Here is a 24,788-nt window from a genome sequence, read left to right as displayed (position 1 = left end):
GATGGATGGCCGCCTTTATCCAAGGCGGCCATATCGTTTGCGGCTCCAATTGGATGGCTGCTCGCTTATTGGAACATTTCGCCGGGATACGCGCCCCAGAGCCTGTCTTGCCTGACATAGCCTTTCGCCGAATGCTCTCTGACGGAGACGCGGCACCAGGTTCCGGTGCAGGAATGTAATGAAAGCAACACGCGTGGCTGCAGCTCGGCAACCGTGGGGCCCGTCGGCTCCGGGTTGGTACGCAACAGCGCGTTCTTGGTCAGCCAAGGGGCGACCACAGCCGTGCGTGCTCCGGAGAGAAGAGCACTGTGCATCCATCCGGTAACGCCGGTATCGTCGCGAACCTGCCGCCAATGGCCATATTCGTCGATGATTTCCATGGGAAGGCCAGGCTTCATATAGATCCATTTGGTGGCATAGATCGTCGACGGGCCGACGCGCATGCGCGCCTTATGCGCTTTCACCGAAACGAAGCGGGGAATCGGCAATCCCGTCTCGCGCCCCTTGTTCCATGCGGTGGCGGTAACGGGTTTTACAGGTGTAGGGTTGGCCAGAGCGCCGGTGCTCAGAAAGACAAGGGCCAAGCATAGGCCGATGCATATTTTTCGATAGTAGCTCACGGCTCACTCCTGAGTTAACCCCCCCGGACGCCGTACTGTAATGGTCGGATTCTTGCCAATTGGTTTAGAGAACCGGAGCGGACTGCGGGTCTGGGCCCATGCTTTTGTCGCGTGCAAGAAAAAGGCCGATGGGTCTATCTAGTTCGCGTTATTTGAATATTTTGTAAATCTAATATAAATACTGGAGTATAATTCGTGAATAAACAGGGTAAATATTCGTAGTTAATCAGGTTTTAACTCCTTTTGCTCATTATCCCCATCATGTCTTTTCGATCGGCAAGCATCTGCTGTGCCAATGGCAAGAAATTTGGAGCCAAAGCCATGATGAAAACCCTGATCGGCGCACTTGCCACTTTGCTGGTCGGCACGTCAGCCTTCTCTGCTGATCTTTATACACCGGAGCCCCAGCAGCCGGCAGAGGTGTCTGTCGCACAGTCCAGCGGCTGGTATCTGCGCGGCGATGTCGGCTACGCCTTCACCAATCTGCGCGGGTCCAACTATTTTCAAGGTTCCAATTCCAGCCTGGTAGATTTTGACAGCGCAAAGCTGGATGGCAATGTCACGCTCGGCGGCGGTGTCGGTTATCAGATCAACAACTACCTGCGCACGGACGTGACGCTGGACTATCTCTTCAAGTCCGACTTCAAGGGGTCCACGAAGGGTGATTGCGGTAGCTGTGGCCCGGGCTACACGGTTGTTCCTGCGACCTCCCGCGATCTGGCGTCTCTGACAGCGTATAGCTTGCTCGCCAACGCCTATGTCGACCTCGGTACCTATGGCTTGTTCACGCCCTACGTCGGCGGCGGTCTCGGCGGCACCTACGTCAAGTGGAGCAACCTGAAGAACACCTCGTGCTCGGATGCCAATCCGGACTCGTGCGACGGATCGGTCAGCCATAATGGTCGCGGCAGCTGGCGCTTCACCTACGCGCTGATGGCCGGTACTTCGATCGACCTGACCTGCAATCTCAAGGCTGACGTCGGCTATCGTTACCGCCACGTCGCCGGCGGCGATATGTTCGGTTATGCGGAAAATGGCGGCCCCGGCTACGACAAGGGCATCAACCTGCATGAAGCCCGCATCGGTGCTCGCTACACCTTCGGCGGATGCCAGACTGCAAGCTACATGCCGCCGGCCGATATTCCGATCCAGCCCGTCTACAAGTAAGCGCCCTTCGCGCAAGCCATTGAAAAGCCGTCCGGTTTCCCCCGGGCGGTTTTTGCTTTTTCTCCTCTCCCGTTAAGCAATTTTCCCGCGCCTTAAAGCTTCGTTAACCATGAATTCCCTATGGTTAATGAAATGAGAATGGTGGCTTCCCGGTCACGGCCCCTCTTTTTGGGTGCTGGAAAGGCCAATGAAGCGACCAATTCGATATGCGGGCACCCGCAGAAAGATGGAAGGCGAGGGGGTAATGATCCGTTTCGACGCTTTGGCGCTGGCCGCAGCGATGGCAGTCGCATCGGCGGGCGCTGCCCTTGCCGGCGATGCGCCGCCGCCGGAAATCAAGATGCCGGAAGTGAGCGTCAAGGATGCGAAGGGATGGTATGTCCGCGGCGATGTCGGCTATGCCGTCAACGCCAGCCGTACCGATACGAAATTCCGCGCCTTCGATCCGGCCAGTGGCGACTACAGCTCGGGCAGCTTCGATTCCAACCGGTTCGGCGGCGATTTCTCCGGCGGTCTCGGCGTCGGCTATCAATTCAATGATCTGTTGCGCGCTGACGTTACCGGCGATTTCTTCAGTGGCGACTATGATGGCCAAGTGTCGAGCGGCTTGCCGTGCTCCGGCGGGGCAGGTGGCACGGGCTGCTCCACTAAGGCGCGATCCTCGTTCAGGGCCGGCAGCCTGATGGTCAATGGCTATGTCGATCTTGGGACCCTTGCGGGCTTCACGCCCTATCTGGGTGCCGGTCTCGGTGCGACCCGGATTTCCTGGAGCAATGTCAATGCAGTCGGCTCCTGCGTCGACGGCGGCTCAGGCTGCGGTGGCGCTGCCGCGGTCAGCACGCGCTATCCCGGTGATAGCGATTGGCGCATGACTTACGCATTGATGGCAGGTGTGGCCTACGAGGTTGCGCCGAATGTGAAGGTGGACCTCGGTTATCGTTTCTCCCATGTCGCAGGCGGCGACATGTTCGGCTATTCCGCTGGCGATACGGCAGCCGGTGCAGGCGGTACGATGGGGCGCGATGGCGCGCTGTCGCGTCACGAAATTCGGATCGGCCTGCGGATTACCACCTGGTAGGGCCAATGCCTATGGCGTCGTCAGGATGTAGGCAATACGCCGGAAGAAATCCAACGTGCGGAACAGATGCGCGGGTATGCGTCGCCACGGGGAAGCCTTGGCGGCACGATAGTCGCGGCGCCAGCCGATCATCGTGCTTCTCTGCAGCCGGCTGAAGCCAACGATATTGGTATTGGTGGTGAATATGGATGCATGCATGTCCCAGCCGCGTTCGATGGCGACATCCCAGGGCAGAGACATCACGGCCAACGCTTTGACGATCTTTTCCGCGCCCTTGCGTGTCACGAGGTAGCAGGCCGTCGAACCCTGAGGCCCGAAAAGGCAGCGACCGACGACATCGCCTTTCCGGCTGTTGGCCGTGGCACGGAAACCGCGCCAACGATGATTGACGAGTTTGATCAGATCGGCAGTTGGCGCCGCCTCTTTGGTCGCGACGGCGCGGGTAAGGAAATCTGCATCCAAGGCCACGTCATCCTCGATGACCAAGGCCATGTCGTCACCACTCGCGAGAAACTTACGCAAAGCCGCCAGATGGCTTCGATAGCAACCATATTCCCCGGACAGGATGGTTCGGCCATGGCGCCGCTCAAAGCGGGCGTGATCGACGTCGATCCACTGATCTCGCGGGACGAGCGCGCCGTCCACGCCGTTGATTCTTTCAAACCGGAAACCGAACTCGCCGCTCTGCCGCTCGATTTCCGCCAGCCTGTCCGCCGCCCTGTCAATATTGATCAGATAGACCGGGATAGGTTGCATGAGGACGAGTGGGCTTTCGGCAAATGCAGTAAGAGACATCGAGCACACTTGTTGTTTTCCGTCGGCGCCAATTAATCGGCGCCAGGACTTATATGATTGCGCGTCGGCACATAAACCAGTCTTTGTGAGGCTTAATTTAGCGTGACTCCATTGCGTGTACCTTGCCCCTTCATCAAACTTTACGCACGGATTTGTGATCTTACGCCGCAGGCGCATTTTGCTGTTGCGCTCACTGGCGGCTTCCAATATATCCAGCGGCGGGACACTCCTCCCCAACGAGGAGCTTTCTATCTGAGAGGATAGCATTATGACTAAGCTCGCCAAGCCGGACATCCGTCCGAATAATACCCATTTCTCTTCTGGTCCATGCTCGAAGCGTCCAGGTTGGACACTTAACGCTCTTTCCGACGCGGCTCTCGGCCGTTCGCACCGCGCGAAAGTCGGTAAGGCCAAGCTGAAGCAAGCCATTGATCTTACCCGCGAAATTCTCGAAGTGCCAGCGGATTACCGCATCGGCATCGTTCCAGCCTCGGACACTGGTGCCGTCGAAATGGCGCTCTGGTCGCTGCTCGGCGAACGTGGCGTCGATATGGTCGCCTGGGAAAGCTTCGGTGCAGGCTGGGTTACCGACGTCGTCAAGCAGCTGAAGCTCAAGGACGTCCGCAAGCTCGAAGCCGGTTACGGCGAGCTTCCTGATCTTTCCACGATCGATTTTGATCGTGACGTGGTCTTCACCTGGAACGGCACCACCTCTGGCGTCCGTGTTCCGAACGGCGATTTCATCCCGGCCGACCGCAAGGGTCTGACGATCTGCGACGCCACATCGGCTGCCTTCGCGCAGAACCTCGATTTCGCCAAGCTCGATGTCGTCACCTTCTCCTGGCAGAAGGTTCTGGGCGGCGAGGGCGCGCATGGCGTCATCATCCTGTCGCCGCGCGCTGTCGAGCGTCTGACCACCTATCAGCCCGCCTGGCCGCTGCCGAAGATCTTCCGCATGACCAGCGGCGGCAAGCTCATCGAAGGTATCTTCACCGGTGAGACGATCAACACGCCGTCGATGCTCTGCGTCGAGGACTATATCGACGCTCTGCTCTGGGCCAAGGATCTCGGCGGCCTCAAGGCTCTGATCGGCCGTGCTGACGCCAACGCCAAGGTCATTCACGACTTCGTCGCCGCCAATGGCTGGATTGCGAATCTCGCCGCCAAGGTCGAGACACAGTCCAATACGTCGGTCTGCCTGAAGATCGTCGACGAGGACGTTGCCGCTCTCGACGAAGACGGTCAGGCGAATTTCGCCAAGGGCCTGGTCGCGCTCCTCGAAAAGGAAGGCGTCGCCTATGACGTCGGCCACTATCGTGATGCCCCGTCTGGTCTGCGTATCTGGGCCGGCGCTACCATCGAAGCTTCCGATATGCAGAAGCTGATGCCTTGGCTCGCCTGGGCTTTCGAAACGCAGAAGGCGACGCTCTCCCAGGCTGCTGCCTGAGAGTTTGAGCGTTTACGGCTCCGCCCCGATGATAGGCGGAGCCCAGCATTCCGAATTCATCGTTACCCGACCTTTTTCAGGAGGCCTACCATGGCACCTCGCGTTCTCGTATCCGACGAACTGTCGGAAACCGCCGTGCAGATTTTCCGCGATCGCGGCGTCGAAGTCGATTTCCAGCCGCAGCTTGGCAAGGATAAGGACAAGCTGTTCGAAATCATCGGCAATTACGATGGTCTCGCCATCCGTTCCGCCACCAAGGTGACGGAGAAGATCATCGAGGCGGCGAAGAACCTCAAGGTTGTCGGCCGCGCCGGCATCGGCGTCGACAATGTCGATATTCCGGCGGCTTCGCGCCGTGGTATCATCGTCATGAACACGCCGTTCGGCAATTCGATCACGACAGCCGAGCACGCCATCGCACTGATGTTCGCCGTTGCTCGCCAGCTTCCGGCTGCCGACGCCTCGACCCAGGCCGGCAAGTGGGAAAAGTCGAAGTTCATGGGTGTCGAAATCACCGGCAAGACGCTCGGCATCATCGGTGCCGGCAATATCGGCTCCATCGTCATTGCCCGCGCCCTCGGCCTGAAGATGCATGTGCTTGCCTACGACCCGTTCCTGTCAAAGGAGCGCGCCGAGGAAATGGGCGTGACCAAGGTCGAGCTCGACGAACTTTTCGCCGGCGCCGACTTCATTACCCTGCACGTGCCGCTGACGGACAAGACCCGCAATATCATCGACGCCAGCGCGATCGCCAAGATGAAGCAGGGCGTTCGCATCATCAACTGCGCCCGTGGCGGTCTCGTCGATGAGGCAGCTCTTGCCGCGGCGATCAAGTCCGGCCATGTCGCCGGTGCTGCCTTCGACGTCTTTGAAGTCGAGCCCGCCAAGGAAAGCCCGCTGTTCGGCCTGCCGAATGTCGTCTGCACGCCGCATCTCGGTGCCTCCACCACGGAAGCGCAGGAGAACGTTGCCCTGCAGGTGGCCGAGCAGATGGCCGATTACCTCGTCAAGGGTGCCGTCTCCAACGCCATCAACATGCCCTCGATCACTGCCGAGGAAGCGCCGATCCTGAAGCCGTTCATCAGGCTTGCCGATGTTCTCGGCGCCTTTGTCGGCCAGGTCACAGATGATCCGATCAAGGAAATCGAAATCCTCTACGACGGCGTAACCGCGAACATGAACACCAAGGCCCTGACGAGCGCGCTGCTTGCTGGGCTGATCCGCAATCAGGTCGCCGACGTCAACATGGTTTCGGCACCGATCATGATCAAGGAAAAGGGCGTCGTCCTTGCCGAAGTGAAGCGCGACAAGACCGGCGTCTATGACGGCTACATCAAGCTGACCGTTACCACCGACAGCATGACGCGCTCCGTCGCCGGTACCGTCTTCTCGGACGGCAAGCCGCGCTTCATCCAGATCAAGGGTATCAACCTCGATGCCGATGTCGGCAATCACATGGTCTATCTCGCCAATACCGACGTACCCGGCATGATCGGCTTCATCGGCACGACGCTCGGTTCTGCCGGCGTCAACATCGCAAACTTCCAGCTCGGTCGTGACAAGCAGGGCGGCGATGCCATCGCGCTGCTCTATGTCGATGGTCCGATCAGCGATGAGGTGCTTGCCAAGCTGACGGCACATCACGCGATCCGCCAGGCCAAGCCGCTGGTCTTTAACGTCGACTAAGCTTCTTCTCCTCCGGCAGGAGGTGGAGACATCCATTTGCTCCTCCCAAGAGCCAAATCCGAAACCCGGTGCGACGCAAGTTGCGCCGGGTTTCTTCCATTGTTGCAGGGGTTGTGGATAAGTCGTGCCGGCGCACTATCGAGCTTTGCCAAACGGGCCTATCTCTTTGTCATGGAGGCATTGCGGAAGAACATTCTCGGGGAAGGAATGGGCACGCCGATCGAGTGGCTGGCAAAGCCCGTCTCGATTGCGATCGTGCTTTTCGCGCGGGCCATTACGGCGGTGAGGGCAATCTGGCCCGAGAGCGGCATGAATACCCGCGGCTGCATCTATTTCGCCAATCATTCCAGCCATGGCGATTTCATCCTGATCTGGGCGGTGTTGCCGCCGAGGCTGCGCCAGCGCGTTCGGCCGGTTGCTGGCGCCGATTACTGGCTGAAATCCTCTCTCAACAGCTTCATCGGCCGCGATGTCTTCAATGCAGTGCTGATCGAGCGGGACCGGGAAGCGCGCAAGGAAGATCCGGTTACGCAGATGACGCAGGCGTTGGATGACGGTTCGTCCCTGATCCTGTTTCCAGAGGGCACCCGCAATCTGACCGAGGTGCCGCTGCAGCCGTTCAAGAGCGGGCTCTTTCATCTCGCCCAGGCTCGCCCGGATATCGATCTCGTTCCCGTCTGGATCGACAATCTCAATCGCGTCATGCCGAAGGGCGAGTTCGTGCCCATTCCGTTGATCTGCACAGTTACCTTCGGCGAGGCCCTGCACATCGGCGAGGCCGAAGAGAAGGCGGATTTCCTGGCGAGGGCCGAAGCGGCCCTGCTGGCGCTTGCGCCGAAGCGGGCGGGGGATTGAGCATGAGTGCTGCCAGCGCCGATCTGATCCATCTCGTTCTCGGCATTTTCGGCGTGCTGATCGTCGCCTCCATTGTCGGCCATGTGCTCGAACAGCGCCTGTCGCCGGATGGATCGAATGCGGCGATTGAAAACCTGAATGCGCGCATCAAGGCCTGGTGGGTGATGGTGGTGCTGATCGGCATCGCCTTTGTGGCGGGCCGTGCCGGCGTCATATTGCTGTTTGCCTTCTGCTCCTTTGCGGCGCTGCGCGAATTCGTGACGCTGATCAACACAAAACGGGCCGATCATTGGGCGCTTGCAGCCGCCTTCTTCGTCGCTGTGCCGGTGCAATATTATCTGCTCTGGGCCGAGCAATACGGCATCTATTCGATTTTCATTCCTGTCTACGCCTTCCTGTTCATGCCGATCATCGCGGTGCTGCGCGGCGATACCGAGCGGTTTCTCGTGCGTATCGCCGAGGTGCAATGGGCGCTGATGATCTGCGTCTTCTGCGCCTCGCACGTGCCGGCGCTGCTCACCCTGCATATTCCGGGCTATGAGGGCCGCAACGTACTGCTGATCGCCTTCCTGGTGATCGTCGTGCAGCTCAGCGACGTGCTCCAATATGTCTGGGGCAAGCTTTTCGGGAAGACGAAGATCGCGCCGCGGCTGTCGCCATCAAAGACTGTCGAAGGCTTTGTCGGCGGTGTCGTCAGCGCATCGCTGATCGGCGCTGCCCTCTGGTGGGTCACGCCGTTCACACCACTGCAGGCCGGGCTGCTTGCCTTTGTCATTACGATCATGGGCTTCTTCGGCGGGCTGGTGATGTCGGCGATCAAGCGAGATCGCGGCGTCAAGGATTGGGGTCACCTGATCGAAGGTCATGGCGGGCTGATCGACCGGCTGGATTCGGTCGTCTTCTCGGCGCCGATCTTCTTCCATCTCGTCCGCTATTGGTGGTCCGTGTCATGACCGGCCGGCTGAAAGCGCTTGCCGGCAGCAGCATCGTGCATGTGCTTTTCGCGTTCCTCGCCATGGGCGGCTGGGCCGTCTTCGCCAATCGCGCGCATCCGATGCCGCGTCCTTTGATTGCCGGTCTCGTGCAGGGCGTGCTGTCGGGCTGCCTGACACTGTTTTTGAAGTCTGCCGTGGAGGCGCTATCGCGGCGGTTCAATGGCTTCACGGTCCTCTGGGCGCCGCCGCTGATTGCGTGCCTGGGCTCTGCTGCGATCCTGGTGACCATCCATGCCTTGAGCGGCACACCGGAGATCCTGAAGACCATTGCCGTGCCGCTGCTGGTGTCGTCGAGCTATGCGGCGATCTACAATTATTCGATTTCCGGCGGGAGGCGCCGAAGCATGACGGGTGAGAGCCATGGCGGGTGAGGGGATAGGAGACAGGCGGCCGCTGGCCAGCCGCAATACGCGATGGGCGCAGGCCCTGGCGCGGCGCATGACCGCGCTTTCGATCACACCGAACCAGATATCGCAGGCGAGCATGGCGATGGCAGCGCTGGCCGGCGCCAGCTTCTGGCTTTCCGGTGCCGGCGGCACGGGAACGCGCGTGCTGTTGCTCATCCTCGGGGCCTTGTTCTGCCAGCTGCGCCTGCTCTGCAATCTGCTGGATGGAATGGTGGCCGTCGAAGGCGGCAAGGGGGAAGCTGATGGGCCCTTCTGGAACGAATTTCCGGACCGCATCGCCGATATCCTGATTTTCGCCGGCATCGGCTACGGCATCGCGTCTCCCGGGCTCGGCTGGGCTGCTGCCGCCTTTGCCGTGCTGACGGCCTATGTCCGCGAGCTCGGGCGCGCGACAGGCAATCCCAGCGATTTCGGTGGGCCGATGGCCAAGCAGCATCGCATGGCGGTCATCACCGCGGCGGCGCTCCTCTCCATTGTCGAGGCCTTGTGGACCGGCGGCATGTGGGTCTTGACCATTGCGCTGTGGATCGTCGCGGTCGGGTCGGCCGTCACCGTGCTGCGTCGTGGGCGCAATCTGATCGGGCATTTGAAAGCCAGGGGGTGATTCGCATATCGGCCTGCCCCTTGCGCCGGATGGCAATCCTTTCTATATCCCTCCACAATTGAGGCGGGCCGCAAAGAGCGGCCGATACGCCCCGCATGATGAAAATTCGCCGCTTTTGCATGGCATCCAGCGGTGAGAAGCATGATCCCAAAAAGTGTGTAACGGTTTTTGGGTAAGATCATGCGAAATCAAATAGAGAGAGCGTGACGGCTTTTCGCAGAAAAGTCATTCCGCTCGGCAGCATCGAAGATCGTTCAAGACTGGCGGCAACGACCGTGAATACACTGGATTTTGACAAGAGGCCGGAAGATACCCGCGTCGTCGTCGCCATGTCGGGCGGCGTTGACAGCTCCGTCGTTGCCGGAATTTTGAAGCAGCAGGGCTATGATGTGCTCGGCATTACGCTGCAGCTCTATGATCATGGCGCAGCCGTGCATCGCGCCGGCTCCTGTTGCGCCGGCCAGGATATCGACGATGCGCGCCGGGTCTGCGAAACGCTCGGCATCCCGCATTACGTGCTCGATTATGAAAAGCGCTTCCGGGAGACGGTGATCAATCCTTTCGCCGAGAGCTATGTCGCTGGCGAGACGCCGATCCCCTGTGTCGCCTGCAACCAGACCGTCAAGTTCGCCGACCTTCTGCTGACCGCCAAGGAGCTCGGCGCCGATGCTCTGGCGACCGGCCACTACATTCGTTCGCGCCCGAACCCATCCGCCGACAATCCCGGCCGCCGTTCGCTTTACCGCCCGGCCGATGCCGATCGCGACCAGAGCTACTTCCTCTTTGCCACCACGCAGGAGCAGATCGACTATCTGCGCTTTCCGCTTGGCGGCATGCCGAAGGCCGAGACGCGCGCGCTTGCCGAGGAAATGGGCCTCGTCGTCGCCAAGAAGGCCGACAGCCAGGACATCTGTTTCGTGCCGCAAGGCAAGTATTCCGACGTGATCGCCAAGCTGAAGCCGAATGCGGCGCTCGCCGGCGAGATCGTGCATCTCGATGGCCGTGTGCTCGGCCAGCATGAGGGCATTCTGCATTATACAATCGGCCAGCGCCGCGGCATCGGTGTCGCCACCGGCGAGCCGCTTTATGTCGTCTATCTCGATGCCCGCTCGCGCCGCGTCATCGTCGGCCCGAAGGAAGCGCTGGAAACGCACCGCGTCTATCTGCGAGACGTCAACTGGCTCGGCGACGAGCCGTTGGCTGAGGCCGCTTCCGGCGAGGGTTTTGCCTGTTACGCCAAGGTCCGCTCCACCCGCGCGCCGTCGCCGGCCGTTCTGCGCATCGACGCCAGCGGCATCTACGTCGACCTGACGATCGGCGAAGCCGGCGTTGCGCCCGGACAGGCCTGCGCGCTCTATTCGGCGCCGGGCGACGACGCCCGCGTCTATGGCGGCGGCTTCATCGAACGCTCTGAGCGCGAGCCGGTCGCCGAGGCCTCGCTGAAGGCTCTGCTTGCCAGTCCGGTCGCTGCTTGACGGCCAGTCGGCTTCGGCAATGAGAAAGCACTGATTTTTCCACATCATCCGCTTGACACAAAGCCGAGCCGCACCTTATAAGCCGCTCAACCGACGGGCCAACGCTTTTCGAGCGACGGTTCGTTTGACCTCTACGCATGATATTCAGAGATCAAGCGTTGATATGGCGGAGTAGCTCAGTAGGTCAGAGCAGAGGAATCATAATCCTTGTGTCGGGGGTTCAAATCCCTCCTCCGCTACCATCAAAACACCAGGTAGTTTTCGGTCGGCGATTGCTGTAGCAGGACGCGATTTTCCGGAATTTTGACACGGACTTCCGGAATTTTTTGTCCTAGTGTGTTTCATCGTCGCGTTCAAGTAGTACGCCACTATCCGCTAGCGACAGCCATTCGACTAAGGAATGAGGCTCAGGACTTTACGGCCATTGAGGGCGGCTGCAACGAAGCAAATTATTGATCCGATGCACATGACTATAGCTGTGAACATGGTCAAGCGCGCTGCAAAAATGCTGCCTCTGCTAGATCCAATTGGGGTGTTGTTGAAGATCGAGACCAGGATCCTTAGGTAGGTCGCCCCAGCCACCGTGAAGTTGATCTAGGCGAATGCTCCGGTAAGGATTGCGAAAAGCAATCCAAATACCAGCCATGGCACGCATGCGCCCAGCAAGCCCTTTGGCAGTTTGTCGCCACCGTTGAGCAGAAGGGCAATCGCGCCACCATGCACAGTAATGAGCGAGGCCAAAACCCACTTTCCATAGTCGACCTGAGCCACATATGCCTTGGAAGTGAGATCCTTGATGAGTTCGAGCCTATTCCTTTCGGAAGTGGGTTCAGACACAATTGTCCCTTTCTAGATTGCAGCCGGCTGAGAGAATTCGCAAATTCTACACGGGAAAGTGCGGTTTCCGAAAATGCAAAATGGCTGACAAAGTAGTTGCTTATGGCGAGTCCAACTTGAATGCCTTGAGGAGGGCATAGCACGCGCTTTCTGGATTTGGGTAGTATGCCGCAACACGCGTCCGTAAATCCTGACGCAACCTCTCGACAGTATCGACCTCCGCGCCTTGAATTGTCATAGCGGCGACCGATACCGCCATAGCGGGTATCTGAGACTGGTCGCAATGACCCATCGCCCACTCGACAGACAGAGCATGGTTGATCTGTTCGTCCACGGCGTTCGCCGCCGATGCCATCGCGATCGGCAGAAACCATGCTAGACAACCGGAGCCGACCATTAGAGCGAAGTAGCTCCGAGGCAATGCGACCAGCTTCATTAGTTCCCCCTACACATTCGAGATAATCAACTCTCTCGCGTCTGTAGTGCGTCCTTAGGTGATTGAATACGTCAAATCCACAGGTTGAAATTGGCATCCTGCAAAGAGCGCACGAATCTCGGGAACGTCGTTGATCGAGAGGATGAAGCGTCCCTTGAGCTTTATAGTTTCAAGGCTTTATCCTGGAAGCAGGTAGCGCCTGACACCTGGGATCTGCCTCAGCGTAATTACCAATATTGCCGAGGTGCCAAAAACCGTGATGGAGAGCACCGGAATGCTAATTGCTGGGTAGATGGTTCGAAGTCCTGCAAAGACATCAAGCGCATATCTTAGGACGATGGCATGCAAGATGTAGATGCCGAAGGTTGCCCTTGAAAGTGATGAAACGATGTTGCGGAACATCTGTGGCAACGTCGGTCCCAGCTTGGAAAGCACCGGGAAAGCTGCGGCAGCTGACACCAACATGAAAGGCAAATGATATTTATAAAAAAACTCGTTGGGAGTTCCGGAGCTGACTGCATCCAAATATGTGAGATATGCCGCTCCAATCGCGCACAGGAATGAAATTGCAGCGAGCGTAATAGCCGCGCGGTTGGACGGGACAAAATCAGCGAGGACAGCCCCCAAAAATGCGTATCCGGCGTAACTAGCAAAATATCGTAAATCCACTCCAACCGCATCTGCTGGAGACCAGTGGTTCAGCAACGGAATGCACGAGGATCCGATAAACCAAATGATCAGATACGCGACCCTTTTTTCGATGGTTGAGTGTTGAAAAAAGACCTGCAGAACGGGCACAAACATGTAGAGCCCAATCATGGCGTAAATGAACCAAAAGTGAAAAACCAGCGGAGATGCGATTATCGACAGTATGACCGTTGGCTCCCAAACGCGGGGCGCCGGAAAATTCCAGAGATAACCCCAAGTGATCCCTGTCTCACGATACCAAACGAGATATACATAGGACCAAAATAAAAGCGGAATTGCGAGCTTCAAGACACGCTCGGTAGTCTTGCCTACCGAATCTGTGCGCGGCACGATTAGCGCGCCGCTGAGTATAAAGAACAACGGCACGCAAATATGTGCCAAGCTGTCATAGATGTTAACGGCAATCCAGCCATGCGCCATTGGGGTGAAAAATTCGCCACATACATGAACGACGATGACGAGAAAAATCGCAATCACTCGTATCAGATCGAAGCCACCATGCAACGTCTTCGTTGCCTGCATATTTGAGTCCCCCGCTCTCAGCCGCACAACCAACCGCTGCAATAGTCTATGACCCGTTAGGGTCAAACCTAAAAATTTCGCCGTCTGTGTCTAATTTTGTGGAAATTCGATAAAGAACGATGGCGAAGGTCGCTTAGCGAGATGTGCCGTCAGCAGCAGAAGAACCGTTCGGTGGCCATGAAAAGGCTTCGATATCGGCAAACGCCTTGATTGTACCGCTACTAATCCCATCGCAGACCGTTACCTCCCCAGAAAAGCTCGCTTGCACATGAGCGCCAGCTGCATTGGCGATAGCTGTCATCCGGAGCACTGTCAGTTCTACAAAGCCTGAAGCCGTCTTGAACTTCACTGTCACATTAGGGTTCACCTGCACATAATTATGTGCGCCAGTGATCAATGATTGGCTCGCGCGATCAGTCATGATGGGTACGCCATTGAGGACGATGCCGCCCGTCTCAACAGCTTATCGCCTGTCTCCATGCGGACAAATCGTCAGATCATGGTCGCCCAGAGACCCTCAGTCTTCCTTCATCGGTATCTCGGCTTCTTTGACCGCTTTGATAAATGCCAGCCGGGCTTGTTCGGGAGTTCGTTTGCCACTGATCACGTCGGCGCAGACGGATAAGGCGTGGTCCAGTGCAGGAGCCTCTTCAAGCGGCCAATCTTCGATCAGCGCCCAGCTTGCGGCCTGGGTTGTGTCGATGACGACCCATTCGTCCGGTTTCTCAAGGGCGATGGTGACCGCCTTGCTCCATTTTCTCTGCGTCACGGAAAACCCTCGAATTCGTGGATGCCTGTCGCCTGTCTCATAGGCCGATTCATCTCGCGTGGCGAGGTGGTTTCGTTCGGAAGGGGAGGCGCGCCGGGCGTTTCGTGGGGGCGGGACAACAGGACAAGCGGAAACAAAGTCTGTCGTCGTAGTGCATGGCTGCTCGATCATAGCCCGCCGCTGTAGCGGCGGCCCTTACATGAATTGAACGCCGAGGCTGTTGATCTTTCGCCAGCGGACTTCGCAGGCCATGAGCCTGTTGTCAGCGAGCTGGAGATTGAAGCTGCTTGGGGCTGAGAGCGGGTTTTCAATCTGGATCATCGCACCCGTATCAGAGAGATTTCTGACGATGCAGTCGAAGACCGAGCGTCCATCGTTGAAGATGATCTTGGCTCCAAGAAGTGTCCGCTTTCGCGCGGCTGTTCGGCTTTCTGGCGAGGATTCGGTCATCGCTTTGGTTCCGGATATAGTTTTACTAATCTGTTATGTTCTAATATCGCAAAAGTTAATATGGTACTTCCAGGCTGGCGTTTTTCACCTGTCCGAGCGCTCGCGGCAAAGCTGCGAAATGTCGCTATTGGATGCTGTTGCGGGTGATGGCTGTGGCTTCGGATCGCGAAGTTCTTCAGTGCCAATTTGCCAAATTGTCGGCTGGCCCTTAGCCGGATATCCCTTGCAAATCGTGCGTGCCTCGACCGGGGCGAACAAGTTGCCTCTACTTGCGTTGTATTTCCAGACAGTCAACGCAAATCCGCGCAACATGCCTTGCAAGACGAAACATGCTCTGGCACCGTGCCGCCGCAGGGGAACGGGGTTTTCAATGAGATTATTTTTAGCGGCGGCTACTGTTTTGGTGGTCGCCAATTCTGTAATGGCTGCTGATGATCCGGTAACAAATGCGTACCGGGTCTGTAAGATGATAGACAATACTGGCTTGTTCACGGCGCCGTGTCAGGTTTCCAGCCGGAAATACACGGTGACCGCGACGATCGATCTACCGACTGCCGATGCCAGGAAAGCCTGCACACAGATCGTCGGCGTCGTTTCTTCGAAGGGATTTCATTTCCTCAACGCAGAATGGACCGTGCAGATCAAGTCGCCGACCGGCGGCGACAAGCCCGTTGCATCCTGCAGGTTGCCGAAATGACAACTCTAGGCTGAGGCATTCAGCTCTTCCTCAGCAAAGGCGAGCTGCAATTCCATCTGGATAGCATGCATGAAGAGGGCGGCTTGCCGCGAGATTTCGTCTTCGTCCATTCCCTGCTCTGTCAAGGTGGCGGCAAAACCTGCCATTTCCGAGCGCCAGAAACGATTGGCTTCCTCGCCGTGAAGCTGCAGCAGGGCGTTGGCACACCGCCTGATATCGCTGGTACGCCTGTCGGCCGGGAATGCTAAAAGCGACATAATCTCTCCGTCAATGGCGTGGCGAATCGCCTGCCTTTGTTGGAACAATCGCTTGCAGTGGTTCACAAAAGATGAATGGCTTCTTGTTGAATTCCAATCGCTTGCGGCGGGAAGTGACGATTTCACTGCATGACGGATATGCCCGCCTCCCGTGCAGCCCTGATCAGGGCTTCCCTTGCAGCCTCTGGCGGGGCAGCACCCAGCATCGCCTCAAGGCAAACGCGGACCGCGGCAACATATTCCTCGCCGTTTTCGAGCGGCCAATGCTCCAGCAGAAGTTCAGCGACCTGATGTACCGAATTGACGCGGCGGTAGCCGCCATCCTCTCCAAGTACAAGCGTCACAGCTGGAAATGGCCGTAAAGTGTTTCGTTTCAAAACGCATTACCTCCGAAACGTAAATGCTTCGGTAAGCCTGCAAGAAGCGTTCCTTATGGCGCGCGATCCTGCCCGGCGTTACGGTTTTGCCCGCCGATGGCGGCGCTACGATCGACAGCCTCCCGCGAACACCCGATGGCGGGCAGGCAGGCTCCGGGGTTCGTGGTGGCTATTGACGCCTATGGCTCGCCTGACGAATTTTTCCGTGCGCGAACCCGGACGGGGCAGCTTGCTCTGTTTGGCAGAAGCATGGGACGCCCCAAGCAAACGACGTCCGATATGCTCCGGCAAGCCGGAAGCACAACTTCATTCTGCGACTGGAAAGAAATATCAGACCTAATCCAGCACACCAGCTTCGGCGCAGGCTTCAACGAACACATGTCTCGCCTGCTCGTACAGAAGCGGATTTTTGCTGGCGGCGCCGCAAAGATCGGTTGCGGAATGGTATTTTTCGCCCCGTATTGTCGGCCAACGGAAGAGAAGATGGTTCAGCGCTTCCATGGGGCTTCTTATCGTTTCCGGCATGCCATAGCCGATGCGTAGATATACAGGTCCAAGCCAGCGAGCATCGCTGGTTTCAGCAGTCATGTTCATTTCTATTGTGCTCCGACATCACTATCGAAACTCCCGCGACCGGAAAAGGTTTCGAAATTTTTCGGAAAATCGGTTGGAGCACTCTGCGGATCGAATTCCGCCGCAATCCCGAAATCGGCTCGCGGCGGGATATTCCAATGGCACCAGGGGGCGCCAGACCGTGTGTTTACTGGCAGTCGGAGACGACGATCTTGCAGTGCGGGCAGTTGTCCAGCGCCATGCGCTCGGCTTCGCGCTTGCTGGTGCCGTAGCCGATGCCGTAGTTGACGCGGTCGCCGACATAGGCGCCGCATGTCTCGAACCAGACGGCCGTCTTGCAGGAGTCGTTGCCCGCTGAGCGGCATTCCTTGATCGCATTGTGCTCGGCCTCTGACCGGCTGGAGCCCCAACCCACGCCGTAGCCGGCTTCGCTTGCGGAAAGGCCCTGCTGGTCGTCGACGGCGATTGCGCCGAAGGCCAGTGCGGATGATGCGAAGGCACACGAAATCAATGCTGCGGCGAGGGCCGCGCGAATGTTCTTCTTCATGACTAAATCCCCGAAAACCCAGATAACCCGGGCCCAACTGGTATATATCGCGCGATCACAAGGACAAGGCGGCTCACGGCTCCATTTTTGGGTGGATATGGAGACTTCGTGACCGCTTGGAAGCCAGCAAAGCGGCGCGCTATAGTGCAATGATCAGGAGAGCAAGCAGGAGCAGAACCGCCAGTCCTGTGAAAATGACACGCAGAACGCCCCGCAATACTATTGCGAGGACAATCACGACAAGCAGTGCAACGATCATCGAGGTACTTTATTGAACGACGGGCGTCTCGATCGGCACACTGGCCTCCATCGCCGCCGCGACAAAACTGTTTCTGGCTTCCAGCGCGTATCCGTGGCCGCTGTCGACGTCGGCGCAGATCTGCAATGCCATCAGGAAGGCCTTGCCTTCCGCCACGGGCCAGGCATTCAGCAGCATATCCAGCGCTTCCTTCGCATTGGCGACCGTGTAAACCTTCCCGGTACGCTTGCAGATGACCATGATGGGGTAGTTCCAGTCTTTATTGCTCATGGTACGAGGCTCCGATCCGACGACGCTGGAATTAATGCTACGTTGCGCGAAATCTCAAGTTAATTTCATGAAGGTATCTGGTGCAGTCTGGACTCGTTTCAATTGCACTCAGGCTAATTCAACCGCTAGTTCAATCAACTCTATAGTTACAAATCCGAATGCTGTGTTTTCGGCGGCTCTCTTTGCGTGCGGGTCACTTGCCTAAAGGCATGGGATCATAAAATATTTGATAGGCCGCGTCGCAGAGGGAGAGCCATGGGAAGCTTTACGGAGATTGAGGAACGGGCCGAGAAGCGTAAGGGTGGGCCGGACGCGCTGAAGGCGTTGATGCCCAAAACGCCGAACCACGATGCCTTGCGCGCCCTGCCGGATGACCGCATCTTGTCGGAGATGACGCGCTATGTCTTTTATGCAGGCTTCGTGCGCAACATCATCGATGCCAAATGGCCCGGCTTCGAAGCGGCTTTCTCCGGTTTCGATCTCGCCTTTCTCAATTTCGCGCCTGATGACTATTGGCATGATCTGACTTCCGACGCGCGTGTTGTGCGCAACGGCGCCAAGATCATGTCGGTACAAAAAAATGCACAGTTCATCCGCCAGATCGCCGATGAGCATGGCAGCGCCGGTCGTTTTTTTGCCGACTGGCCGAATACCGACCATATCGGCCTGCTCGCCGTGCTTGATAAGAGGGCTGACCGGCTCGGCGGCATGAGCGGGCAATATCTCCTGCGGGCTATCGGCCGCGACAGTTTCGTCATGAGCCATGACGTCCTCGTCTGCCTGCGGCTTTCCGGCGTGCCGATCTCGGAGGGCAAGCCTGGCAAGAAAGATCTGCGGCTGATCCAGGATCAGTTCAATGCCTGGCATGCCGAGACCGGGCTGCCGCTCACCTATCTCTCGCGCATCTGCGCCTTTTCCGTCGGGATGCCGGGAGAAGAGGATGACGTCTGATTGACCAGCTGCGCCTCGGCCGGATCGCGCGCCTTATAGAGGCTCGGCAGCCGTGAGTGCATTTTCGGTTCGACTCATCTATGTCTCGGGCATTGAGGAATGGTGAGGATACCGATGGCTAACCGGGAAATCGACATAGCGTCCATGGCGAGCAGGGGCCGTGCAACGGCGTTTATCGGCATCATTGCCATTATCGCCGTTGTGATGCTCGTCTTGAGTTCATGGTACACGATCGATCAGGGCGAACGCGGCGTCATCCTGCGCACCGGCGCCATGGTCGGCACGGCCGAACCGGGCCTGCATTTCAAGCTTCCCTGGATCGAGACCGTCGTCAAAATCCCGGTGACGCAGCAGGTGACCTACTGGACCTGCCAAAGCGGCGGGAACTGCGAGAATAACGAGCATCCGCAGATGCAGGCCTATTCGCAGGACCAGCAGCCTGCCGACATGCGCGTGACCATCTCCTGGCATGTGCCGGCGGATGCGGTCGAGCATGTCTATTCGGAATTTGGTTCGATCGGCAATCTGGAATCGCGACTGATCGCCCGGCGTGCGCCGCAGGATGTGAAGACGGTATTCGGCAAGTTTACCGCCGCCTCCGTCATCCAGAATCGGGCGCAGTTCAACACCGACGTTCAGGCGGCGATAGAGGCTGGTATCCAGGGGCCGGTGCAGATCGACAGCGTCCAGGTCGAGAATATCGACTTCTCCGATGCCTATGAGAACAGCATAGAGCAGCGCATGCTGGCCGAAGTCGAAGTGCAGAAGCTGCGACAGAATGCCGAGCGCGAGAAGGTGCAGGCGCAGATCACCGTGACGCAGGCACAGGCAGCGGCAGATGCCCGCCGCGCTGATGCGCAGGCACAGGCCGATTCCGTGCGGCTGCAGGCGGAAGCCGATGCCGAGGCGATCCAGCTTCGCGGCGATGCCGAAGCCAAGGCGATCAAGGCTCGTGGCGACGCGCTGCGCGACAACCCCAACCTGATCCTTCTGACCCAGGCGGAAAAATGGAATGGGCAGCTGCCTACCACCATGCTTCCGAATGGCACGGTGCCGATGCTCAATCTCGACCCGCGCCAGAACTCCGCCGCACCGGCGGCGGAGCATGAATAGCGGAGAGGGTAGGCTAAGGTCCTAGCGGTGATCGAGCCGGCGTGCCAGGCGATCGCCCAGCCATTGCATGCCCCAGACCAGAACGATCAGGATAATGACGACGGCGATCATGACGTTCGTCTCGTAGCGTTGGTAGCCATAGCGGATGGCAAGGTCGCCGAGGCCGCCGCCACCGATCGTGCCTGCCATGGCGGAAGCGCCGATCAGCGTCACCATGGTTACGGTGAAACCGGCAACGATGCCGGGCATGGCTTCCGGTATCAGCACCTCGCGAATGATGGTCCAGCGATTGCCGCCCATCGCACGTACCGCATCGATCAGGCCACGATCGACATCGCGCAGCGAGACCTCGGCGACGCGTGCGTAATAGGGGATCGCGGCGATGGTCAGCGGCACGATGGCGGCTGTCGTGCCGAGCGCCGTGCCGACGATCCAGCGTGTCAGCGGGATCAGGGCAATGAGCAGGATGATGAAGGGCACGGCGCGGAATCCGTCGACCAGGATGCCGAGGACGCGGTTGATCGCCCCTTGTTCGGCAATGCCGCCGCGACCCGTTGCGACGAGGGCAAGGCCGAGCGGCAGACCGATAATCAGGGAGAGGAAGCCGGATGCACCGGTCATCCAGATGGTCTGCCAGAAGGAGCGCCAAAGCAGGCCGAGGATTACGTCAGTTGTCATAGCCTAGAACCTCCACCCGGGCGGAGCGGGCTTTCAAAAAATCACTGACCTGGGTCGGCAAACTCGCGTCGCGCGTCGGTACCGCGATGAAAAAGCGGGCGACCGGCTGGTTCTGGATATGGTCGATGCCGCCATGGACCAGGCGGAAAGAGCGGGGAAGAGCGGCCGAAAGCTCGGCAAAGAGCGCGCCTTGCGCCTCAGGGCCGGCAAGCTCGACACTGAGAATGGCTTCGGTACCGGATGTCGGGGACATGCGAGCGGCGATATGTTCGGGAAGCTGCGGACGGGCGCTGCTCAGCAGGCTGGCGGTGATGTCCTGCCGAGGATTGGCGAAAACGGTCCATACCGAGCCTTCTTCGACGATCCGGCCGGCATCGATGACGGCAACACGGTCGGCAATCGAGCGGATTACCTCCATCTCGTGGGTAATGAGCAGGATCGTCAGGCCGAGCTTGCGGTTGATGTCCTTCAGCAGTGAAAGGATCGACCGTGTAGTTTCAGGGTCGAGCGCCGAGGTTGCCTCATCCGACAGGAGAATTGCGGGCCGGGCTGCAAGGGCGCGGGCAATGCCGACGCGCTGCTTCTGGCCGCCGGACAGGGCGGAAGGATAGGCCTTGGCCTTGTCGGCGAGGCCGACGAGTTCGAGCAGCTCGCGGGCCCGCTGCAATCGTTCCGTCTTGCCGACGCCCTCGATCTTCAGCGGCAGGGCGATATTTTCCTCGACGGTTCTGGAGGATAGCAGATTGAAATGCTGGAAGACCATGCCGATGCGGCGGCGCAGCGGCTGCAGTTCCTTCTCCGACAAGCGGGCGATGTCACGGCCTTCGATATGGATTTCACCGCTATCGGCGCGCTCCAGCCCGTTCAGGCAACGGATCAGCGTCGATTTGCCGGCGCCGCTGCGGCCGATGATGCCGACGATTTCGCCGCGGCGCGCGCTCAGCGAGATGCCATCCAGCGCCGGCGTCGTGCCAAACCGGCGGCGCACGTCCACCAGGCGGACGATCTCGTCGCCGGTCGAACGTTCAGGTGGCGCCTGTCCGTCTATGGCGGTGGCTGGGGTGAAAGAATTCATAATGCGTCTCTTCTTAAAAGGCGGACTTTCTGGGTGCAGAAGCCATTATACCCCCCTCTGTCACTTTCGTGACATCTCCCCCACAAGGGGGGAGATTGGTAATGTTTGGCAAGCCATCACCAGGGAGCACAGATTCCATACGCGGGTGCTTCGCTGATTTGTTTTGCGGCGCGGGCGGTATACTCCCCACGATCTCCCCCTTGTGGGGGAGATGTCGCGAAAGCGACAGAGGGGGGTGACGCTCTCCACGAACTTCTCAGCCAACGTCATCGCATCCCGTGGAGAAAAATACCGAAGGCGGCCCGGGCAAGATGCCCCGGCCGCCTTGCCGCTCAGCGCTGTCCCCCGCGCCGTTCTGATATCAATAGGCGCTCTGGCCCGTACCCTTGTAGACCTTGTCGAATTCGGCCTTGACGGTGTCATTCTGGTAGGAGGCGACCAGCGTCTTAACCCAGGCTTCGTTCTCGCTGCCCTGTTTGACGGCGATGAAGTTGCGGTAGGGATTGCCTTCGGTCTGCTCCTGCGCGATGCGGTCTTTCGCCGAGAGCCCTGCTTTCAGCGCCCAGTCGGTGTTGACGACGGCCGCGTCAAGATCGTCGATCGAACGGCCGACGATGCCGGCATCCAACTCCTTGATGTCGACGTTCTTCGGGTTTTCAGCGATGTCGGCAACCGTGGCGAGGATGCCGGTGCCGTCCTTGAGCTTGATGATGCCCTCATGCTGCAGAACGAGCAGCGCGCGGCCTTCGTTGGACGGGTCGTTCGGCACGCCAATGACGGCGCCCTTCGGAAGCTCGGCGACGGTCTTGTACTTCTTCGTGTAGAGGCCGATCGGCCAGATGCCGGTATAGCCGGCGACGACGATATGATAGTCGTGCTGCTTGATCTGGTTGTCGAGGTAGGGCTTGTGCTGGAAGGCATTGGCGTCGATTTCGCCGCGCTCCAGTGCCTCGTTCGGCTGGGTGTAGTCGTTGAAGACGACAGGCTCGATCTTCAGACCTTTCTTGGCGGCCTCGGCGGTCACTGCACGCCAGACATCCTCGTCCTCGCCGCTCATGATGCCGACCTTGATCGTCTTGTCTGCGGCGAAGGACGGCGTGGCGGTTGCCGTCAAGCCGAAAACGGCGACAGCAGAGGCAAGGATGGCGGCAAGGCCGGCGCGGCGGGAAAGGCGCAGCGCGTCGAAACCTCTAGAAAGCTTTTCAGTCATGGGAAATCCTGTTTCAGATGATCGAGACCGTTATCTCGTTGACGGCTTAATCATCTCAGGCGCGTGTTCGCATCGCCAAGCAGGATCATGCGTTGTGCAGCGCAGTTCTGAAAAACTCTTTTCAGTGCAGCGCAAAGCAGAAACTAATTTTCTACAAATATTGTAGTTTATTTAAGCGGCAAATGGATTTTTGCCTGAAAAATGTGCAGATCAACGGTGGATCGGGTCCTTCCACAGGACATTTTCCGGCTTTTCCACCGGCTCGATATCGAGATTGACGACAACGGGTTCCTGTCCGGAGCGCACAAGCACGCATTCCAGCGTCTCGTCGCGGCTGGCGTTGATCTCCTGATGCGGTACATAGGGCGGCACGAAGATAAAGTCGCCGGGACCGGCTTCGGCCACGAATTCCAGATTGTCGCCCCAGCGCATCCGTGCCTTGCCCTTGACGACATAGATGATGCTTTCGAGATCGCCATGATGGTGGGCGCCGGTCTTGGCGTTGGCGTGGATCGTCACGGTTCCGGCCCAGATCTTCTCAGCGCCGGCGCGGGCATTGTTGATCGCGGTCGCGCGGTTCATGCCCGGGGTCTGAGCGGTATTCGGGTCGAGGGCATTGCCGGGAATGATTTTGATCCCATGTTCACGCCAGTCGATCGGTTGATGATCGTGGCCGTGTTCATGCCCATGCTCATTTTCATGATTGCCACACATGGTCTCCCTTTCATCGTTCCGGGAGGGATTCGTGCATCCTCCGCTTACGACCTGTCATTTTACTCTACGCGAAGCCCTTCAAAAATAAAGGGAAATGCAGAAAATTCTCAAAGAGGCTTTTCAAGTCGCGATTAATCTATAGACTTGATCAAGTTAAATGACCGGTGGGAACATTTTGTGTGTGTCCCGCGTTGCGCCGGTCACAAGATGGTTTGCCGCGCCGCTTGCCCCCATGGACTGTGTTCGGGGCGCGCCAAACTGAAGAAGCAGCGCCTGGTCTCAGAGGAGACCGATACTTTCATATCATGCGCCGGACTTCCAATTGAAAGGAGACAGACATGTCGAATGCCTTGCCGCCCCTTCATGAGGGTCATGCCCCCATCACTCTGCAGCAGCTGTTCCGCGAGGCGCTTTACGCTTTCGAGGAGTGGGACAGCGAAGTCACCGAACCGATCGTGACGTTCGAAGGGCGGATCTTCCCTCTCAGCGTCGTTTTCGAAGCAATGCGCGAATGCACCGACATCGTGCCCAACAATATCGTCTCGGCCGTCACCGAGCGGTTAACCAAGCCCTGGGAGGGCGAAGGTCCGCTTGACACGATGACCTTCTCGACGGCGGCGCGCGTCATGGGCGTCCTTGTTCGCAAGAGGTTGCTGGCAGTGAACAACGGCATCAACGTCGCTGTTCTTGCCGCAGAAGCCCAGACGACGGAAACGTCTGACCGCTAATAAGCGCGATCGATGATCGAAGGCCCGCTGGCAGACGATGCCTGCGGGCCTTTTTGCGTTTTCAGCGCCGGCTGACGTCGAATTCAGGATCGACGGGAATCTGCATGGCCGTGACCAGATGGTTCGTCTGTCCGGCAAGGCCGATGACGGCAAGCAGCTCCCCGTGCTGTGCATCCGTCATGCCCTTTGCTTTCGCGGCAGCCGTATGGGAATGGACGCAATAGGTGCAGCCATTGGCCGTCGAGACGGCGATATAGATCATCTCGCGCACCAGCGGATCGAGCGAACCCTCAGCCATCATCACCGCTTTCAGGCTTTCCCATGTGCGCTTCAGCAAGGCTGGATCGTTGGCGAGGCCGCGCCAGAAATTATTGACGAAATCGGATTTCCGCACCGCGCGGATATCATCGAACACCGCCTTGACCGCCGGGATCGCTTCAGCTTCCGCATCATCGAGCAATTTCACCGTCGCCATTCTGAAACTCCTT

General features: G+C 58.5%; 30 protein-coding genes, 1 tRNA gene and 1 pseudogene. 14 read left to right on the top strand and 18 right to left on the bottom strand.

Translation table 11 applies throughout. The features are described from left to right. Positions 1–65: 65 nt before the first annotated feature. On the bottom strand, positions 66–620 hold the full coding sequence (locus tag BSK43_RS10145) for an SH3 domain-containing protein (RefSeq protein WP_077469530.1): 555 nt from the start codon (positions 618–620) through the stop codon (positions 66–68). A 321-nt stretch (positions 621–941) separates the two neighbouring features. Between BSK43_RS10145 and BSK43_RS10140 the strand changes: the two genes are divergently transcribed. Beyond that, complete coding sequence (locus BSK43_RS10140) at positions 942–1,787, top strand: outer membrane protein (RefSeq protein ID WP_077469531.1); 846 nt, start codon at positions 942–944, stop codon at positions 1,785–1,787. Positions 1,788–2,031: 244 nt separating this feature from the next. Beyond that, on the top strand, positions 2,032–2,865 hold the full coding sequence (locus BSK43_RS10135; RefSeq protein WP_077469532.1) for an outer membrane protein: 834 nt from the start codon (positions 2,032–2,034) through the stop codon (positions 2,863–2,865). Positions 2,866–2,874: 9 nt separating this feature from the next. On the opposite strand, the gene BSK43_RS10130 is transcribed toward BSK43_RS10135, so the two are convergent. Continuing rightward, positions 2,875–3,867 carry a glycosyltransferase family 25 protein gene (locus BSK43_RS10130; protein ID WP_246662528.1) on the bottom strand — a complete coding sequence of 331 codons (993 nt, stop codon included), beginning with the start codon at positions 3,865–3,867 and terminating at the stop codon, positions 2,875–2,877. Positions 3,868–3,928: 61 nt separating this feature from the next. Between BSK43_RS10130 and BSK43_RS10125 the strand changes: the two genes are divergently transcribed. From BSK43_RS10125 to BSK43_RS10090, 8 genes are all read left to right on the top strand, one after another. Further along, positions 3,929–5,107: a phosphoserine transaminase gene (locus BSK43_RS10125; protein ID WP_077469533.1), complete on the top strand. Its 1,179-nt coding sequence runs from the start codon at positions 3,929–3,931 to the stop codon at positions 5,105–5,107. A 90-nt stretch (positions 5,108–5,197) separates the two neighbouring features. Next, positions 5,198–6,793 carry a phosphoglycerate dehydrogenase gene (serA, locus tag BSK43_RS10120; RefSeq protein ID WP_068400412.1) on the top strand — a complete coding sequence of 532 codons (1,596 nt, stop codon included), beginning with the start codon at positions 5,198–5,200 and terminating at the stop codon, positions 6,791–6,793. A gap of 207 nt (positions 6,794–7,000) precedes the next feature. Next, positions 7,001–7,648: a lysophospholipid acyltransferase family protein gene (locus BSK43_RS10115; RefSeq protein WP_077469534.1), complete on the top strand. Its 648-nt coding sequence runs from the start codon at positions 7,001–7,003 to the stop codon at positions 7,646–7,648. Between the two features lie 2 nt (positions 7,649–7,650). Further along, entirely contained in the window at positions 7,651–8,601 is a 951-nt protein-coding gene (locus BSK43_RS10110; RefSeq protein ID WP_077469535.1) for a phosphatidate cytidylyltransferase, read from the top strand. Further along, positions 8,598–9,014, top strand: coding sequence for a hypothetical protein (locus BSK43_RS10105; protein WP_077469536.1), 417 nt, complete (start codon positions 8,598–8,600; stop codon positions 9,012–9,014). The genes BSK43_RS10110 and BSK43_RS10105 overlap by 4 nt, the downstream gene beginning before the upstream one ends. Further along, positions 9,004–9,654, top strand: coding sequence for a CDP-alcohol phosphatidyltransferase family protein (locus BSK43_RS10100; protein ID WP_077469537.1), 651 nt, complete (start codon positions 9,004–9,006; stop codon positions 9,652–9,654). Before BSK43_RS10105 ends, BSK43_RS10100 begins: the two co-directional genes overlap by 11 nt. A gap of 275 nt (positions 9,655–9,929) precedes the next feature. Further along, positions 9,930–11,129: a tRNA 2-thiouridine(34) synthase MnmA gene (mnmA, locus tag BSK43_RS10095; protein WP_077469699.1), complete on the top strand. Its 1,200-nt coding sequence runs from the start codon at positions 9,930–9,932 to the stop codon at positions 11,127–11,129. Positions 11,130–11,294: 165 nt separating this feature from the next. After that, positions 11,295–11,371 (top strand) — tRNA-Met (locus BSK43_RS10090). A gap of 695 nt (positions 11,372–12,066) precedes the next feature. On the opposite strand, the gene BSK43_RS10085 is transcribed toward BSK43_RS10090, so the two are convergent. The 6 genes and pseudogenes from BSK43_RS10085 to BSK43_RS35615 form a co-directional block, all read right to left on the bottom strand. Continuing rightward, positions 12,067–12,402, bottom strand: a complete 336-nt coding sequence (locus BSK43_RS10085) for a hypothetical protein (RefSeq protein ID WP_077469539.1) — start codon at positions 12,400–12,402, stop codon at positions 12,067–12,069. Between the two features lie 177 nt (positions 12,403–12,579). Next, positions 12,580–13,632 (bottom strand): acyltransferase family protein, encoded by a 1,053-nt coding sequence (locus tag BSK43_RS10080; protein WP_077469540.1) that lies wholly within the window; start codon positions 13,630–13,632, stop codon positions 12,580–12,582. A 133-nt stretch (positions 13,633–13,765) separates the two neighbouring features. Continuing rightward, positions 13,766–14,080: pseudogene (locus BSK43_RS10075) on the bottom strand (hypothetical protein); the annotation flags it as partial. Between the two features lie 69 nt (positions 14,081–14,149). Beyond that, positions 14,150–14,401, bottom strand: coding sequence for a DUF982 domain-containing protein (locus tag BSK43_RS10070; protein ID WP_068400430.1), 252 nt, complete (start codon positions 14,399–14,401; stop codon positions 14,150–14,152). 195 nt (positions 14,402–14,596) lie between these two features. Next, positions 14,597–14,851, bottom strand: coding sequence for a PilZ domain-containing protein (locus tag BSK43_RS10065; protein WP_068400434.1), 255 nt, complete (start codon positions 14,849–14,851; stop codon positions 14,597–14,599). A gap of 84 nt (positions 14,852–14,935) precedes the next feature. Beyond that, positions 14,936–15,343, bottom strand: a complete 408-nt coding sequence (locus BSK43_RS35615) for a hypothetical protein (RefSeq protein WP_246662527.1) — start codon at positions 15,341–15,343, stop codon at positions 14,936–14,938. 34 nt (positions 15,344–15,377) lie between these two features. Here BSK43_RS35615 and BSK43_RS35610 point away from each other — a divergent pair, with 34 nt between their 5' ends. Beyond that, complete coding sequence (locus BSK43_RS35610) at positions 15,378–15,548, top strand: hypothetical protein (RefSeq protein WP_246662526.1); 171 nt, start codon at positions 15,378–15,380, stop codon at positions 15,546–15,548. A gap of 5 nt (positions 15,549–15,553) precedes the next feature. Here BSK43_RS35610 and BSK43_RS10055 read toward each other — a convergent pair whose 3' ends face one another. From BSK43_RS10055 to BSK43_RS10035, 5 genes are all read right to left on the bottom strand, one after another. Further along, positions 15,554–15,805: a DUF6074 family protein gene (locus BSK43_RS10055; protein WP_077469543.1), complete on the bottom strand. Its 252-nt coding sequence runs from the start codon at positions 15,803–15,805 to the stop codon at positions 15,554–15,556. Positions 15,806–15,927: 122 nt separating this feature from the next. Beyond that, entirely contained in the window at positions 15,928–16,149 is a 222-nt protein-coding gene (locus tag BSK43_RS10050) for a DUF982 domain-containing protein (RefSeq protein ID WP_244510141.1), read from the bottom strand. Positions 16,150–16,518: 369 nt separating this feature from the next. Next, complete coding sequence (locus tag BSK43_RS10045) at positions 16,519–16,770, bottom strand: DUF982 domain-containing protein (RefSeq protein ID WP_169055380.1); 252 nt, start codon at positions 16,768–16,770, stop codon at positions 16,519–16,521. Between the two features lie 172 nt (positions 16,771–16,942). Beyond that, positions 16,943–17,302, bottom strand: a complete 360-nt coding sequence (locus BSK43_RS10040) for a DUF4189 domain-containing protein (RefSeq protein WP_077469545.1) — start codon at positions 17,300–17,302, stop codon at positions 16,943–16,945. 268 nt (positions 17,303–17,570) lie between these two features. Beyond that, a complete protein-coding gene (locus BSK43_RS10035) occupies positions 17,571–17,831 on the bottom strand; it encodes a DUF982 domain-containing protein (protein WP_077469546.1) in 261 nt (86 codons plus the stop codon). Between the two features lie 255 nt (positions 17,832–18,086). Between BSK43_RS10035 and BSK43_RS10030 the strand changes: the two genes are divergently transcribed. Continuing rightward, positions 18,087–18,782 (top strand): DNA-3-methyladenine glycosylase I, encoded by a 696-nt coding sequence (locus tag BSK43_RS10030; protein WP_077469547.1) that lies wholly within the window; start codon positions 18,087–18,089, stop codon positions 18,780–18,782. Positions 18,783–18,896: 114 nt separating this feature from the next. Beyond that, positions 18,897–19,895 carry a prohibitin family protein gene (locus BSK43_RS10025; RefSeq protein ID WP_077469548.1) on the top strand — a complete coding sequence of 333 codons (999 nt, stop codon included), beginning with the start codon at positions 18,897–18,899 and terminating at the stop codon, positions 19,893–19,895. Between the two features lie 21 nt (positions 19,896–19,916). Here the strand turns inward: BSK43_RS10025 and BSK43_RS10020 are convergent, their stop codons facing one another. From BSK43_RS10020 to BSK43_RS10005, 4 genes are all read right to left on the bottom strand, one after another. Then, a complete protein-coding gene (locus BSK43_RS10020; RefSeq protein WP_068400462.1) occupies positions 19,917–20,573 on the bottom strand; it encodes a methionine ABC transporter permease in 657 nt (218 codons plus the stop codon). Further along, positions 20,563–21,648 carry a methionine ABC transporter ATP-binding protein gene (locus tag BSK43_RS10015; protein WP_077469549.1) on the bottom strand — a complete coding sequence of 362 codons (1,086 nt, stop codon included), beginning with the start codon at positions 21,646–21,648 and terminating at the stop codon, positions 20,563–20,565. The genes BSK43_RS10020 and BSK43_RS10015 overlap by 11 nt, the downstream gene beginning before the upstream one ends. Before the next feature lie 361 nt (positions 21,649–22,009). Beyond that, entirely contained in the window at positions 22,010–22,858 is an 849-nt protein-coding gene (locus BSK43_RS10010) for a MetQ/NlpA family lipoprotein (protein WP_077469550.1), read from the bottom strand. A gap of 210 nt (positions 22,859–23,068) precedes the next feature. Next, a complete protein-coding gene (locus BSK43_RS10005; RefSeq protein ID WP_077469551.1) occupies positions 23,069–23,572 on the bottom strand; it encodes a cupin domain-containing protein in 504 nt (167 codons plus the stop codon). A 338-nt stretch (positions 23,573–23,910) separates the two neighbouring features. Here BSK43_RS10005 and BSK43_RS10000 point away from each other — a divergent pair, with 338 nt between their 5' ends. Then, entirely contained in the window at positions 23,911–24,300 is a 390-nt protein-coding gene (locus tag BSK43_RS10000; RefSeq protein ID WP_068400478.1) for a hypothetical protein, read from the top strand. A 61-nt stretch (positions 24,301–24,361) separates the two neighbouring features. Here the strand turns inward: BSK43_RS10000 and BSK43_RS09995 are convergent, their stop codons facing one another. Then, on the bottom strand, positions 24,362–24,775 hold the full coding sequence (locus BSK43_RS09995; RefSeq protein WP_077469552.1) for a carboxymuconolactone decarboxylase family protein: 414 nt from the start codon (positions 24,773–24,775) through the stop codon (positions 24,362–24,364). Positions 24,776–24,788: the final 13 nt, after the last annotated feature.

This window comes from Rhizobium sp. P44RR-XXIV (assembly GCF_001999485.2).
Lineage (GTDB): Bacteria > Pseudomonadota > Alphaproteobacteria > Rhizobiales > Rhizobiaceae > Rhizobium.
The sequence above is the reverse complement of the archived record's forward strand: the minus strand, read 5'-3'. Positions and strand labels throughout refer to the sequence as shown.